At 43.7% G+C, this 14,789-nt stretch carries 15 protein-coding genes; 9 read left to right on the forward strand and 6 right to left on the reverse strand.

The annotated features are described in order from the left end of the window. The first annotated feature begins 53 nt into the window (after nucleotides 1–53). On the forward strand, nucleotides 54–1,892 hold the full coding sequence (locus tag ACFQ0C_RS14280; protein WP_379367789.1) for a UbiD family decarboxylase: 1,839 nt from the start codon (nucleotides 54–56) through the stop codon (nucleotides 1,890–1,892). 221 nt (nucleotides 1,893–2,113) lie between these two features. Here the strand turns inward: ACFQ0C_RS14280 and ACFQ0C_RS14285 are convergent, their stop codons facing one another. The 4 genes from ACFQ0C_RS14285 to ACFQ0C_RS14300 all read right to left on the reverse strand — a co-directional run bounded on the left by ACFQ0C_RS14285 (nucleotide 2,114) and on the right by ACFQ0C_RS14300 (nucleotide 7,232). Further along, nucleotides 2,114–2,812 carry a cupin domain-containing protein gene (locus tag ACFQ0C_RS14285; protein ID WP_379367790.1) on the reverse strand — a complete coding sequence of 233 codons (699 nt, stop codon included), beginning with the start codon at nucleotides 2,810–2,812 and terminating at the stop codon, nucleotides 2,114–2,116. 462 nt (nucleotides 2,813–3,274) lie between these two features. Further along, entirely contained in the window at nucleotides 3,275–3,943 is a 669-nt protein-coding gene (locus ACFQ0C_RS14290) for a hypothetical protein (RefSeq protein WP_379367791.1), read from the reverse strand. 166 nt (nucleotides 3,944–4,109) lie between these two features. Further along, nucleotides 4,110–4,733, reverse strand: a complete 624-nt coding sequence (locus ACFQ0C_RS14295; RefSeq protein WP_379367792.1) for a TVP38/TMEM64 family protein — start codon at nucleotides 4,731–4,733, stop codon at nucleotides 4,110–4,112. A gap of 186 nt (nucleotides 4,734–4,919) precedes the next feature. After that, nucleotides 4,920–7,232 (reverse strand): polysaccharide lyase family 7 protein, encoded by a 2,313-nt coding sequence (locus ACFQ0C_RS14300; protein ID WP_379367793.1) that lies wholly within the window; start codon nucleotides 7,230–7,232, stop codon nucleotides 4,920–4,922. Between the two features lie 387 nt (nucleotides 7,233–7,619). On the opposite strand from ACFQ0C_RS14300, the gene ACFQ0C_RS14305 reads away from it, so the two are divergent. Then, nucleotides 7,620–7,808, forward strand: coding sequence for a hypothetical protein (locus tag ACFQ0C_RS14305; protein WP_379367794.1), 189 nt, complete (start codon nucleotides 7,620–7,622; stop codon nucleotides 7,806–7,808). A 300-nt stretch (nucleotides 7,809–8,108) separates the two neighbouring features. On the opposite strand, the gene ACFQ0C_RS14310 is transcribed toward ACFQ0C_RS14305, so the two are convergent. Further along, entirely contained in the window at nucleotides 8,109–8,789 is a 681-nt protein-coding gene (locus tag ACFQ0C_RS14310) for an LrgB family protein (RefSeq protein ID WP_379367795.1), read from the reverse strand. Next, entirely contained in the window at nucleotides 8,786–9,157 is a 372-nt protein-coding gene (locus ACFQ0C_RS14315; RefSeq protein WP_379367796.1) for a CidA/LrgA family protein, read from the reverse strand. The genes ACFQ0C_RS14310 and ACFQ0C_RS14315 overlap by 4 nt, the downstream gene beginning before the upstream one ends. 115 nt (nucleotides 9,158–9,272) lie before the next feature. Between ACFQ0C_RS14315 and ACFQ0C_RS14320 the strand changes: the two genes are divergently transcribed. The 7 genes from ACFQ0C_RS14320 to ACFQ0C_RS14350 all read left to right on the forward strand — a co-directional run bounded on the left by ACFQ0C_RS14320 (nucleotide 9,273) and on the right by ACFQ0C_RS14350 (nucleotide 14,728). Beyond that, on the forward strand, nucleotides 9,273–10,163 hold the full coding sequence (locus ACFQ0C_RS14320; protein WP_379367797.1) for a LysR family transcriptional regulator: 891 nt from the start codon (nucleotides 9,273–9,275) through the stop codon (nucleotides 10,161–10,163). Nucleotides 10,164–10,292: 129 nt separating this feature from the next. After that, on the forward strand, nucleotides 10,293–10,982 hold the full coding sequence (locus tag ACFQ0C_RS14325) for a metal-dependent hydrolase (protein WP_379367798.1): 690 nt from the start codon (nucleotides 10,293–10,295) through the stop codon (nucleotides 10,980–10,982). Between the two features lie 139 nt (nucleotides 10,983–11,121). Beyond that, on the forward strand, nucleotides 11,122–12,126 hold the full coding sequence (locus tag ACFQ0C_RS14330) for an AI-2E family transporter (RefSeq protein WP_258212581.1): 1,005 nt from the start codon (nucleotides 11,122–11,124) through the stop codon (nucleotides 12,124–12,126). Nucleotides 12,127–12,405: 279 nt separating this feature from the next. After that, nucleotides 12,406–13,128 carry a metallophosphoesterase family protein gene (locus tag ACFQ0C_RS14335; protein WP_379367799.1) on the forward strand — a complete coding sequence of 241 codons (723 nt, stop codon included), beginning with the start codon at nucleotides 12,406–12,408 and terminating at the stop codon, nucleotides 13,126–13,128. A 29-nt stretch (nucleotides 13,129–13,157) separates the two neighbouring features. Beyond that, nucleotides 13,158–13,631, forward strand: coding sequence for a Cys-tRNA(Pro) deacylase (ybaK, locus tag ACFQ0C_RS14340; protein WP_379367800.1), 474 nt, complete (start codon nucleotides 13,158–13,160; stop codon nucleotides 13,629–13,631). 38 nt (nucleotides 13,632–13,669) lie between these two features. Then, nucleotides 13,670–13,903, forward strand: a complete 234-nt coding sequence (locus ACFQ0C_RS14345; RefSeq protein WP_379367801.1) for a helix-turn-helix domain-containing protein — start codon at nucleotides 13,670–13,672, stop codon at nucleotides 13,901–13,903. A gap of 51 nt (nucleotides 13,904–13,954) precedes the next feature. Then, on the forward strand, nucleotides 13,955–14,728 hold the full coding sequence (locus ACFQ0C_RS14350; RefSeq protein ID WP_379367802.1) for a YhfC family intramembrane metalloprotease: 774 nt from the start codon (nucleotides 13,955–13,957) through the stop codon (nucleotides 14,726–14,728). Nucleotides 14,729–14,789 lie beyond the last annotated feature (61 nt).

The raw sequence follows: 14,789 nt of genomic DNA on the forward strand, positions 1-14,789 counted from the left end.
TTCATTTTAACTATAATTAATAGATTGTTTAACTTAAGGATTGGAGAAGTTCAATGGTATATCGAAATTTGGAAGAATGCATAATCGATTTAGAGAAGAATGGACATTTGATTCGTATTCATGAAGAGGTTGACCCTTATTTGGAAATGGCCGCAATTCATATAAAAGTTTATGAGTCCGGTGGGCCGGCGTTATTATTTGAAAATGTAAAAGGCTCGAAGTATCGGGCAGTATCCAACCTTTTCGGTACTATAGAACGCAGTAAGTATATATTTCGGCATACCTGGGAAGCGGTACAAGATGTAATGTCCTTACGTAACGACCCTATAAAAGCTATAAAAAATCCGCTTAAATATATAGGAACGGGCTTGGCAGCATGGAAGGCTCTTCCTATTAAAAAAGCTGGGGGGCATCCGGTTACGTTGCAGGAAATCCAAATATCAGACCTGCCTCTCATCCAACATTGGCCTGAGGATGGTGGCGCATTTATCACCTTGCCTCAAGTGTACTCGGAGGACCCCGATAAGCCGGGAATTATGAATTCCAATCTGGGTATGTATCGTATTCAACTCAATGGCAACGACTATGAACTGAATAAGGAAATTGGCCTGCATTACCAGATTCATCGCGGCATCGGAGTTCATCAGGACAAAGCTAATAAAAAAGGAGGCCCGCTTAAAGTAAGTTGTTTCATCGGGGGGCCTCCGGCACATACTCTTTCAGCAGTTATGCCCTTGCCCGAAGGCTTAAGTGAAATTACTTTTGCGGGACTGCTGTCTGGGCGTCGATTTCGCTATAGCTACATTGACGGCTACTGTGTTAGCAATGATGCTGATTTTGTTATAACAGGAGAAATTTATCCAGGAGAGACCAAGCCGGAGGGACCGTTTGGCGATCATTTGGGCTATTACAGCCTTACGCATCCTTTTCCTCTAATGAAAGTGCATAAGGTGTATGCCAAGCCTAATGCTATATGGCCATTTACCGTCGTTGGTAGGCCGCCACAAGAAGATACGTCATTCGGTGAGCTTATCCATGAGCTAACAGGCGATGCGATCAAGCAGGAAATCCCTGGTGTAAAAGAGGTTCATGCTGTTGATGCTGCAGGCGTGCATCCGTTGCTTTTTGCAATTGGCAGTGAACGCTACACCCCCTACCAGCAAGTCAAACAGCCGGCTGAGCTGCTGACGATTGCTAATCGTATTTTGGGAACAGGGCAGCTGAGCTTGGCGAAGTACTTATTTATAACAGCTGAAGAGAATCAACCCTTGAACGCACATCATGAAGTTGATTTTTTAGCCTACATTTTGGAACGTATGGATCTGCAGCGGGATATTCACTTTTATACTCAAACTACAATCGATACGCTGGACTATTCCGGTACCGGATTAAATAGCGGCAGCAAGGTTGTATTCGCAGCATATGGAGATAAAAAAAGGGATTTATGTCTGGAGGTTCCTAACGTTTTTAATGAGCTGCGGGAGGTTGAACAGGCTCGCTTGGCGATGCCCGGTATCGTGGTAATTCAAGGTGCCAAGTTTACTACCTACAGCGAAGCGCAGCAGGAATTAAAAGAGCTGTGTGATGATATTCAGTCTAAAGGTCCGATTCCATCTTGCCCGATGATCATATTGTGTGATGACAGCCAGTTTATGAGTGCGACGATTAACAATTTTCTTTGGGCAACATTTACACGCAGCAATCCTTCCCATGATATATATGGCGTCAACAGTTATTATGAAAATAAGCATTGGGCTTGCGATAATGTTATTATTGATGCCCGCATCAAACCGCATCAAGCTCCGCCATTAATACCGGATCCGGATGTTGCAAAAAACATCGAAAGATTTTTTGCAGAAGGTGCTAGCTTAGGTGGAATTAAGCTGCGGTGAGTATGCAAGGAAGGGCTGCACCGAAAGTCATTTTGGGACAATCCATCCACCACTTTATCCTGATATAGAGTCGCAAAAGAACCCTCAATTCCACTTTGGTAGTGGAGTTGAAGGTTCTTTGCACATTTTATGGGTACAGTTACTAGGCTTTTCCCTTTTGAGACAACCACTTCTTGGGGTATAGAACGGAGATGGGAGATCGGAGCGGGAGAAATCAACATTTAGTAGTTTTGATTACAATATCCCCATCCATTCCCGATGCCGGCTTGCTGTTGTTGAGGATAATAATCATAGGGTTGACGATTCGAATGAACAGGAGCCTGATTGTTGTTGGGCTTATTCGAATAAGCTGAATTGGCTGCTGCATTGCTTTGGACCTGATTTGTTTTGCAATCGCTAGGCGGTCCTATGAAAACAGTTTTCGTTATGGGGGCCAACGTTTCTTTCACTTGTGCCTCATTGAGGCAATAAGTATGGGCAAATACACTTGCAGGGGTTAATCGCAGCAGGTCGGAACCACCTATGAATTCAGGAGTCGGCGCATCGAATATGGCCAATAGATGTGTGTTATCTACCGTAGCAATTTCATAATGCCACCAGCCCTGCGGCACATTAGCGACTTGGCCCGGATGGATTGAGAAATTGAGCAGCTGCTTTGTAAATGGATTGACTATGGAGACAACAGCGGCGCCGGAAATACAATACACTAGTTCTGAGGCATTTTGATGGATGTGGGGCTCAATGACATTTCCAGTACTAAGAAAAATATCAAGCAGAGACGTGTTGCCTAAAGTGTTAAGCTGATCGATGGAAAGAATATTAATATAATTCTGATCATCCTTTTTGAAAAAGAGGTTGTTATTTACATCAAAGGTGAATTGTGTGGATGGTGAAGTATAGTCCATGTATGAAACGGTCACTTTTTCCCCTACCTTCATTTAATATAGGCTTTTGACTTATGGGATATCTTATGTTTCTACCCAGAAGAAAGTGCACCATTTTATAGTAAAGGTAATTCACTGCGTTTAGAGGGGGAAGCGGGACTGGACAAACAGGGGGATCGCTATATTTTCTTTTACAATGAAAAACCATTCCTGCGTCCGGTACATCGGTCAATCACCCTCCATAACTTCCTCCTGGCGGTCGGTCGAAGCCACTCTAGCATCATTGTTTTTTCCAGCGGTTCGGCGGCATGTCAAAAACTGCGAAAGTGCAGGTTTTTTCAATGGAAAACGTTCATTTAGAGGGAATGCCTGCAAATATACAGGAATATTAGCCTAGGATTGTTTCGCCATGAGTTTGAAAGGTAAAAACATGTATTTTTGCAGGAAAACTTCGCTCTGTACAAAAAAAGATAGAAAAGATGTAAGATTGCAGGCTTTTTACAATCGTTTCATCGCATTTGGATGGAGCTCATACCTCACAAAATGCTTGCCCTCCGCGCCGGCTACAGGGGAGAACAATCCCTTTGTGCAGAGTGAATGCAGGATACGAACGGCAGTGCGATGGTTTATGCACAAATGAGTCTCCACATCAATGGGGCGCAGCGGACGAGTGAGCATGCAGGCAAGCCGGATGATTTCCAGTTCCGCTACACTCTTCATGCTTGTAGGAGAAGATTGTGGGAGATAGCGGCTAAGCACCATTTGCAGCAGGGTCTTGCACAGTTCAGGACGGTGAGCAACATCATCGTATGCAACTGAAATCACCTGAAAGCCCATAGCAGATAAGAAGGTTTCCCGGTTCAGCTCGTGGCAATATTTTTGCCTGTCCATATCCCGTACATGTGGACCGAACCCTTTGATTTCTAGGATTAGCTTGACATGCGAGGTTATCAAGGCAAAGTCGCAGAAGTAGGATAACCCCCGCCAATCGAGCACTTCGAATTCTGGATGTAAATTGTTGAAATCCCCCCGCAGAGGCCACCATACGTTGCAGCAAAACAGCTTCTCAGCTTCCCGGTGTCCTCGCTCCAATCGTCCTCTCCGTTCCCCCGTTCTTTTATGCAAATGATGTTGAATAAATGCTGCATGCGCCGCCTCGAAATTCATGGTATCATCCCTCCCGAATAATAAAAAAAGAACGTCCCGGGTCCATTTCGCGCAGGAATGGACCGGGACGTTCTTCGTCACTTACATTTTATTATAGTAAAGAATCTATCATTTAACCAGTGGGCTTATGCAACGCCACAACGGGAGCCGCGCACGTTGCAAAAAATCAAGCATTGCGGCGCTTATTTTGAACCCAGCGGCGATAAATCAGATAGGTTACTAATAAGAATAGAGCATAGATTCCAATGGCCATAAGAAGCTTGTCCACACCGGAGAACAGATGCTCCCCGATATAGGCATATACGAGCATGGCGGGGATTTTTCCAACAGCTGATGCTACCGAGTAAGTGAGCAACCGAATGGACAGTAGGGCCGAATATACATTGACTAAGGCTTGCGGCAAAACAGGAATCATGCGGGCAAAAACAATTGTCCAAAACGGATGATGCTCAATGGTTTGTGTCAGTCGTTCAAGTTTGTTAAATTTGGCTAAATAGGCTCTGCCTTGCTTTTGGAAAAAGAGTTGCACCAGCAAGTAAATGATCACACTTCCTACGGAGGCGGCAAGCCAGCTTATTAATGCGCCCAGTAAAGAGCCGTAGAAATAACCGAGCATTCCGATAATAATTTTGAAAGGAATGACTGGAAATAGAATGAAGCCTACGGCTATGAGAAATATAAGAGCTAAAGGGGCTTCGCCATTTTGAAGCCAGCTCACAATTTCATTTCTGTACATATAGAAAATCAGGATAGCTGCTGCGTAACCGATGCCTGCGAGTATGCTTTTCATATTAGTTAATAGAGCCCCACTTCATTAGATAAGCTGTGGATATATACGTCCAACATTGGATAAGAAAATAATACCATTCATTATAGCAAGCTTGCCAAGCCAATGAAAGTTTCAATGGAGCGGGGACATGGAAAAAAGCTGGCTTGGGATTATAATCCAGGCCAGCTTTTGTTAAGCATTTATAAACTATTGATGCGTTACATTATATGCATAAACCCAGTTTTCAGCATAGGCATCAGGACTTTCCCCAGGGGCCGTTGTGTCATTTGACTGTGTATAATTGCCTATTTTGAAATAACAACCTGTAGCATTTTTTGTCTGCGTGTACGGTACCGTTTGGCCATTGTATTCATAGCTGAGGACGCCGCCTGAAGCGGTGACTTTAACGGTAAATACGGTACCTAAAGTATAATTGCTGTCAAGCAAATACGCGTGGGTATTGTTTCCGTCTGTAATATAAATTTGGGCTGTTGTTGAAACACCGCCAGGGTTGTTTCCTTCAACACGGAAAACAGTTACATCATCATTTGCATCATGGATTTGGCCGACTACCGTATGCGGTTTTATGGACGTCAAGTGAGTAACTTTTTGTTTGATAAACATGGAATGTGTTTTTCCATCATTAGTTCCCCATGACTTTTGACTGCTCGAATCCTGCGTTGTGTAGTTATCGACCATCTCACGCAATTCACTTCTTGGATTTTTGGAACCGCTAGTTGAAACGGCACCGTGGTTAGCCCGGAATTGAACTGCATAGCCATCTGTGTCGTTCACAACTTTGAACCACGGGTTAATGGAATAGGTGTCCAAATCAGGCTGGAAGATTTCCAATGGTGTGGATGGATTAGAGCTCGATTTGGGTATAGGCAGAGTAAGCTTCCAGTTTTTCAAATATAACACTTGTGACGGTAATGTTGGTGTACTGCCGGATTGCGTTGTCGCGCTGGCGGTATTACTTGCCGTTGATACATTTCCGGCCGCATCCTTCGCTTTGACAGTGTAGCTGTAAGAGGTGGATGCACTCAGGCCTGTGTCGCTGAATGAGGTAGCTGTTGGTGATCCGACAAGGGTGGAGCCACGGTATACTTGATATGCCGTAACACCCACATTATCGGTAGAGGCAGTCCAGCTCAAGTTGATTTGGCTGCTGGATGCTGCCGTTGCGGTCAAGTTGGTTGGTGCTGTGGGAGCTTGCGTATCTCCGCCGCTACCACCACCTCCAGTAATTGTGAAGTCGTCAAAACGAACGTCAGTCGACGTAGTTCCACGGGCAAAAATGATAGCGCTCGTGTTAGACGATCCTGTGGTGAAGGATACCGAAATGGAGGTCCAGGCTGATGAATTGCCGCCTATGGTAACTTCGCTGCCGCCAAAAGTATTCGCTCCAATTAACCCTTGACCCAAAATCCAGGCACTAAGAGTATAGGTGGTGTTGGTGCTCAGACCAGAGATAGTTTGTGAAATTTGCGAGCCTGAGGATGATATTTTACCTGAGCGGGTGCCGCTGTGGTAATCACTTGTAGAGATCGCGGTGCTGCCGCTAGTTGTCCAGCCGGTGAAGCTGTTTTCAAAACCAGGGTTTGCAACGGTAACCTGAGTGCCTCCGGATTGAGTTGTAGCACTGGCTGTGTTGCTGGCAGCTGAAAGATTGCCTGCAGCATCCTTTGCTTTAACGGTGTAGCTGTAGGAAGTGGATGCGCTCAGGCCCGTATCGCTAAAAGAAAGGGTTGACGGAGATCCTACAAGGGTTGAACCGCGGTATACGTTATACCCAGTTACTCCTACATTGTCGGTAGAGGCGTTCCAGCTCAAATTAATTTGGCTGCTGGAAATTGCAGTTGCGGCTAGATTCGCAGGCGCTGTCGGAGCTTGTGTATCGCTTGAGGCGATATCGCTGACGAGGACATCGTCCCACCAGCCGGCTCCTGAAGAGTAAATGGCGATTTTACCGCTGGTGAGGCTGCTGTCGGTTACACTCACGAGCTGTGAGCCGTTGACCGATCCGGAAATTGTCGTGCCATTCAGCGATAGCTTCAAAGTATAGAAGGTTGATGTGTTAAAGGTATAAGCGGCACTTTGTAAGGTTGTGGTTGTGCCGCCCACTTTTTTCTTCAGCACTACATTGCCATTATTTAACGCAAGTATGTAATAGTTGTTGTTATCGGTATACCGTCCGACAATCCCTGTAGTGGAGCTGGTTGAAGCGGTTTGAATGCGCGCTTGGTAGGTGTAGTTCGTCCAAGAGGATTGGCCGTTGGTCATCATATAATCGGTTGAAGATGTAGTGGTTTGTTTGGCTAAGTTTGTACTGATCTGTGAAATCGCCCAGCTGCCGTTGCTGGTTGCGTTCACCCAGCCGCCCTGAGGAAATGAGGAGTATGATTCAAAATCATCACTGAGCAAAGTGGCGGCAAAAATAGGAGTGATAGGGACTAAAGCCACCAATAGAAGCAAGCAAAGCAAGAAACGCATACCTTTTTTTGCATCAGAACACAACATAATTATAGCCTCCCTAATTATTTGTATGGGATCTCATGTTGTCATTTGGTTTTCAGTTCTTCCACTCCGATTAACTATTTTTTTGGATTAAGCGCTTTCACATGAAAGTTGCAGATGCACCTCCTCAGAGCTCTACGTAGCCATGCTGTTTTATTAGCAATGGGCAAGCTGGATATATTTCACTTCGACTTCATTGTACAACATTGATTTGTAAAGGAAGCAAGGGTATTTTTTGGGTCAGGTTGTCATTCCTATAGGTTTCTTTGAGTTTTTTCAATTTGCAATAATCTTTGAAATGAATATGGTAGAATAATTAGTAATAGTGCTGCTAATCGCTAATGCTCAATACTATGAAAGTCTAATTTGATTTACATAGGAGGAGGAATTATGGACAAAGAATTTTTGTTGCAAAATGCAATCGAAATAATGGCAGACCGCTACAAAGCAGCCCAGACGCCAGAATTGGAGCTAGGTGCGGATCTATTTGCAGTAAGAATTAAAAAGAAGCTGATCAAGGACGGATGTACAGAGGCAGAGGCCGAAGCGGCAAGGTTAAAAGCGAAATTTTCTCACTAAAGGGGTTTTATTAATGTCACAGATGCTTAGAACTTTGTATACATTTTGCCAAAAAACTAAACATAATTCAAATAAATTGATAGTCTCCCAGTATAATCACAGCAAGGAAGTGAGCGAGTATTCTTGTGATCGTATCGAATTTGAAACATCCCCCTATGATAGCTTGAACCTCGTTGAGGACAATGGCGATAGAGTGTTATCCTTCATGATTCAAGACTGTGTTATTAACTTCGAAGGGAACAGCGCTAAAATATATCATTTGAATAAAATGTACCTAGAATTTGATTTTATTGAGTAGAATCATTGAAACATAAGAATCAGCCAAGGGGCTGCGGCCAATGTAATGAAAGCTGTAGCCATCATGGCTATAGCGGCGATGGAGCCAGAGACGTCACCATACTCCATGGCTTTGCTGATTCCGGCTGAATGTGCGCTTGTGCCAAACAGAACGCCGCGTGCAATAGGATGCTGAATGTGGAGCCACTTAACAATTAATGGACCTACAATCATGCTGAGCAGTCCGGTGAAGATAGTGGCGACAGCGGTTATCGTCGGAATGCCGCCGATATTGGAAGATATGGAAATAGCAATGGGAGTCGTTGCGGAGCGCGGAGCCAGACTGTCCATTATTTCCGGCGATAGTCCAAGCAGGTAAGATAATCCAGCTGAAGTCACAATGGCAGCAATTGCGCCACATCCTACACAGATGATAATGGTCCACGCATTATTCTTTAATTGCTCCCAATTTTTGTACAAAATTACAGCGAGTGCAATAGTAGCAGGTTCGACCAAGTCGGTAAGCCAACCGGCTCCTTTATCATACGTATTATAAGAAACGCCGGACAATTCGATAACAGCGATAACGACCATTGGGGTAACTAGTAACGGTGTCAAATACATTTTTTTATAAGTTCGGTATAAGCGTTTGGATGCCCAATAAACTATTATTGTGCCGAATAACCAGAGAATAGCGTTCATCATCGGCTTTCTCTCCTTTTACGTAACATAAATAATTGGCCCATGAGACCCGTACATATCATAACGGCTATTGTACTGAGTAAGATAGTGATCGCAATTCGGGCTCCGCTATGGATCACCAGGCTTTTATAGTTGATGATAGCAACAGTTGAAGGAATAAAGAACAGAAGCATTTCCGATAGCAGCCACTTGGAGCCATATTCAATCCAATCGAGCCGGAGTAATTTAAGTTTTAGAAGTGTGAACATGATGATTATGCCGACAATACTGCCGGGAACTGGGATATGCAGCCACTCAACGATCAAGTTGGAGATTCGGGCGAGGATGATAAATAATACGACCTGAAAGATTGTTTTAAGCAGCAATCTCATTATTTCCGCCCCCTTCTTTCCTATTCCTAGTATACGAAGGCGCGTTGCATGAGTAAAATGAATATATAGAATGGTTTTCATTCCATTTGTCTATGGAAATGAGGGTTTATTATCCGTGGAAATACGCCATTTAAAGTATATTACCGAAATCATGCGTCATAATAGCTTTACAAAAGCTGCCGAAGCGCTGCATATAACACAGCCAACCATTAGCAAAATGATCAAAAATCTGGAGAATGAGCTTAACATCGAAGTGTTTGCCCGGGATGGAAAACAGATTAAACTGACGAATGCCGGTGAAGCGATAGTAAAACATGCCGGGCCGATTCTTCAGCTGTTCGATGGTCTGATGACCGAAATAAACGACTTGACTTATTTGCATAAGGGCAGCATCCGTATTGGGCTTCCTCCGATGGCCGGATCAAGGTTTTTCCCTGAGGTACTCAAACGGTTCCAGGAGCAATATCCGGGAATCTCGATCAAAATGGTGGAGGATGGCGCGAGAAAAATCGAGGAAAGTCTATCGGACGGAACATTGGATGTGGGAGTTGTCTTGGGCCCGGTTGAAGAGGAAGTGTTCGATACATTCCGGCTCGTAGAGGATCGGTTAAAGGTTATTATGCATCCAGCGCATAAGCTGGCTCAGCGGAGCCAGATTGAGCTTGCGGATTTGGCGGAAGAACGATTTATCCTGTTCTCCAGCGATTTTGCCCTGCATGACCGAATCATTAACGAATGCCGCGCTATAGGTTATGATCCACACATTGTCTATGAAAGCTCGCAATGGGATTTTATCGGTGAGATGGTAGGTGCGGATTTGGGCATTGCAATGCTGCCCGACACGATCTGCAGAGTACTTGATCCTGATAAGCTAAGAGCGGTTTCTTTAGTCCATCCAATTATACCGTGGGAGCTGGTGATGGCTTGGAGGAAGGAAGGATACCTTTCCTTGGCGGCCAGGGAATGGATTGCGTTTACGAAAAAAATATTTAATGAACGTGTATGAGAAAGAGTAATAGTATGCCTTGATTTAACCCATATTGTATAATAAACATGAAACTGTAGATTAATAAATGGATCTGCCGGTTCTGAATAAGTCTTTTAAACTCATATTTTATAGGAAGGTGTTGAGGATATGAAAATTATTTATCATGGACATTCCGCAGTACAAATCGAGACGAATGGAAAATCGCTAATTATCGATCCATTCCTCAGCGGCAATAAACTGGCGGTTATGAAGCCCGAAAATATCAAGACCGATGCAGTCCTTTTGACCCATGCCCATATAGATCACATTCTCGATGCAGCACCAATAGCGCAAGCGAATAATATTCCTGTCGTTTCCAATGTAGAGCTGGCTGCCTATATGTCCTGGAAAGGTGTGGAGACAATCGGTATGAATATCGGCGGAACGGTGGATCTTGGCTTCGCTCAAGCCAAAATGATTCATGCACTCCATAGCTCAGGCATCGTTGATGAGGAGAACAAAACGATATTATACGGAGGCATGGCTGCCGGGTTCATCATACGTGCGGAGGGCAAGACCCTACTGCATACAGGTGATACCGGACTCTCCCGGGATATGAAGCTGATAGGCAATCGTGAAAAAATTGACGTTGCTTTTGTACCGATTGGAGGCCATTATACGATGGGCCCTGAGGATGCGCTTCAAGCAGCGAAATGGTATAGGGCTAAGCTGGTCATTCCTGTTCACTATAACTCTTTCCCCATTATTAATCAGGATGCCAAAGCCTTCGTAAAGCAGTTGGAAGCTGAGGGGATTAGTGGAAAAGTAATGGCGCCGGGCGATGAGATAGAAATCTAGGTCTGTAGTTCATAAGGAGTGCACATTAAGGCACTTTTTGTAACATTTTATCGAATATTAGATTGCCATAAGGCTTCTATTTCTGTAGACTAAGTGTATAGACTAAACATAGTTAGGCTACTCGAATGGAGACGAATTGATGGACAATATCAGGCAATTTTTTTTGAATTTAACGGTAAGACGATTTTCGATCCTTTTTCTAATATGCTTGCTGCTCATTAGTATTAAGGACATGCTGAACCTGGTACTTTTGACCTTCCTGATAGCATTTATTATGAGCAGTATTCAAAGGTTTTTAACGAGAAGGCTCAATAGATACGTCCAGATTAACAGCAAAGTCATTATCATACTTCTGTATGCTGCGATGATTTCCATATTGGTTTATGCGATCGTAAATTATTTACCGAAGGTCTTTGTTCAGATCATACATTTAAAAGAAATTTTAGTCGGATTAACGAATTTGCCTGCTCCTCAAGATGAGATTTCCCGATATGTCTATAAAACGTTGAAGGATCTGAATTTACAAGCTTATGTGAAGCAAGCCTTCGAATATATTCTCAGGTTCAGCAACTGGGGTACAACCTTTGTTCTGGCAACCATATTGAGCTTGTTCTTTATTCTGGAGAAGAATAGAATCTCTGCATTTACTTCCAAGCTTAAAACAAGTAAAGTTTCCTGGCTGTATGAAGAGCTTGAATATTTCGGTAATAAATTCATTCTGTCCTTCGGGAAAGTTATCGAAGCTCAAATTCTTATTGCTCTGTTCAACACTATATTGACTGTGATCGGGTTATGGATTCTAGGCTTCCCGTACCTGTTTGCTTTAGCTCTTATGATCTTCCTGCTTAGCTTGATACCCGTGGCAGGGTTCCTGATATCCTTAATTCCTTTATGTATTATCGGCTATAATGTAGGTGGTCATATGATGATCATCTATGTGGTTGTAATGATTGCGGTGCTTCATTTCCTGGAAGGGTACTTCTTAAATCCGAAGCTGATGTCTTCCAAAATGAATCTCCCTATGTTCTATACGTTCATAGTACTTATTTTCTCGCAGCATTATTTCGGCACATGGGGCTTGATCGTAGGCATTCCCGTGTTCGTGTTTATATTGGATATTCTCGATGTGGATACCTCAACTTAAAATGAGATAGTAATGAACCGCGGCAACCGCCCAAGTGGCGTTTAAGCAGTCAGCATTCGACAAATACACAAGTCCTCCATCCGAGTAATAGCTCAGAAGGAGGGCTTTTTACTGCGGTTACCGAACGGGGATCAGCCGAGGGATCAGCCGAGGGATCAGCGCCGCAGCCTGACCGTTGCTTTGCAGCTTGAAGCGTGGTAGTGTGTCGGTTAATCTTAGACTTTGGCCGTCACTAATGGTAAATTTAAACTTATTAATAACAAGAAGGAGTTGAGCTGTATGAAGATTGCTTTTATATCTGATATCCATGGGAATGCTCATGCATTGGAAAAGGTGCTAATAGATATTAATAAAAAAAATGTGGATAAAATGTATGTGATGGGAGATTTATGTTACCGCGGCCCGGAACCGAAAAGATCCATTGAATTGATTCGTTCCTTGAATGCTGAAGTGATTAAGGGCAATGCAGACGAATGGGTCGTTCGCGGTGTCCAGAAGGGCGAGGTTGCGGATTCCGCTTTGGAAATGATGAATCGTGAACGGGATTGGACTGTATCTAAATTAGATCTAGCCGATATCGACTATTTGTCCAAGCTGCCTACAGAAATTAACGTTACAATAGAGGGCCTGCCCCTGCATCTTTTTCATGCTACACCGGATAGCTTGTTTGATATTGTGCCTCCGGATGCTGATAACGAAACGGTTAGTTCCAAGCTGATGTCATCCAAGGACGCGCAAATGTACATATATGCTCATATTCACAAACCATATATCAGGTATATCAATGGTAAAGTGATCATGAATACAGGGAGCGTCGGGCTGCCTTTTGATAGTATGGCAATGGCTTCCTACGCTACTTTGGAAATAACGGAAGGGGCTATCAGAACCTCTATTGAACGGGTAAGCTTTGATATTGAAGAGGTTGTCCGGCAATATGAGGCTTCGAGCTACCCCAATGCGGAAATGATGACGAGGGTTCTTAGGAACGCTAGAGTTAATTAAAGAAACCAAGCAGGGAACAAGGAGGAGCTATGTCAACGAAAACGAATGCCTGCCGAATTTTAGATTCATCTCAGACGGAGTATACATTGCATGAATATGAGTGGAGTGAGGACCAGCTTGATGCTTTTACAGTTGCTGATAAAGTAGGATTGCCGGTGAATCATCTATATAAAACGCTTGTATTACGTGGAGACAAAACCGGTATTATTATAGCGTGTATCCCCGGGGACAAAGAGCTGAACTTGAAAGGGCTCGCTCAAGTGAGCGGGAATAAGAAGGTCGAGATGGTTCAGGTAAAAGAAATTCAAGCATTGACCGGTTATATTCGCGGTGGAGTGTCACCACTTGGGGTTAAGAAGAAATATCCCTTTTATATGGATCTAACGGTTACTACAGTTAACCCAGTCAGCATAAGCGCTGGTCGCCGGGGACTTCAAATATTTCTCGATGGCAAAGATTTGGCAGCCGTCTCTGAAGCTGTTTTAGCTGATATTACTCTGTAGATTAGCAATAAAATGATGAAGGATAAGGAGACTGTACATTGGATTTTTCCAGCAAGCTTAAGGAACTACGGCAGCAGCGTGATATTTCATTGCGGAAATTAGGAGAAAAGGCCAGCATTAGCTATTCGATCCTTAATTCAATAGAGAATGGCCGATTCCAACCCTCCAAAGAAATTGTAATATCATTAGCGTATGCATTAAGAGTTGAAAATGTAGAAGAGCTGTTAGTCCTTGCAGGTTACCCTACAACTATTAGCACAGATAGTGAATGATATATTGCGAGGGTCTGCATTTACCTAGCGTTATATAAGGAGTGAAAACAAATGGTGAGTCAGGGTTCCATCACGGCCATGATCGTGCAGGTCATTCTGGGAGTTCTCATTCCCGTGGCGCTTGTGTTATATTTTCGCAGGACTACGGGTATTTCTTATCGTGCGATAGGTGTCGGGATACTCGTTTTTTTCATCTTTTCGCAGGTTTTGGAAAAAGGTATGCATTATTATGTATTATCCTTTAATAAGTCGACGGCAGCTTGGTTCAAAAATCCTTGGCTGTTTGCTCTTTATGGGGGGCTTGCCGCAGGTGTATTTGAAGAGGTAGGACGGTGGCTTGGCTTTACTTTTCTTCTGAAAAACCGGCAGCAGCGCAAGGATGGCATCTCCTTGGGAATCGGTCATGGAGGCATTGAAGCCTTCCTGATAGCGATCGTTTCCGGTGTACAGGGAATAATCTTTGCAACAATGATTAATGCGGGTAAGCTTGAGGAGTCACTTGGAGCGGGTTTGCCGCCGGAACAGATAGCTGAACTCAAGAACCGTTTGATCCAAACTGCGCAAAGTGAATTTTGGTTGGGAGGACTAGAGCGTATCCCGGCAATATTCATGCAAATTGCGTTCTCTCTAATTGTATTGTATGGTGTTCGCAATCGTAAGGTTGTATATTTACTTTATGCTATTCTGCTTCATGCCTTTGTTGACTTTGCACCTGCCATGTATCAAGCTCATTTCTTATCATTGTGGGTGGCTGAGGCTGTAATATGGATACTGGGTATTGGGGCAATAGTGGTGATTGTGAAGTCGAAGAAATGGTATACGTAAATAAAGAGGGATTGTCTCAGCGTATGAGGCAGTTCCTTTTTTTGTAATTTTATTATTGACA

Source organism: Paenibacillus sp. GCM10027630 (assembly GCF_042676305.1).
Lineage (GTDB): Bacteria > Bacillota > Bacilli > Paenibacillales > NBRC-103111 > Paenibacillus_S.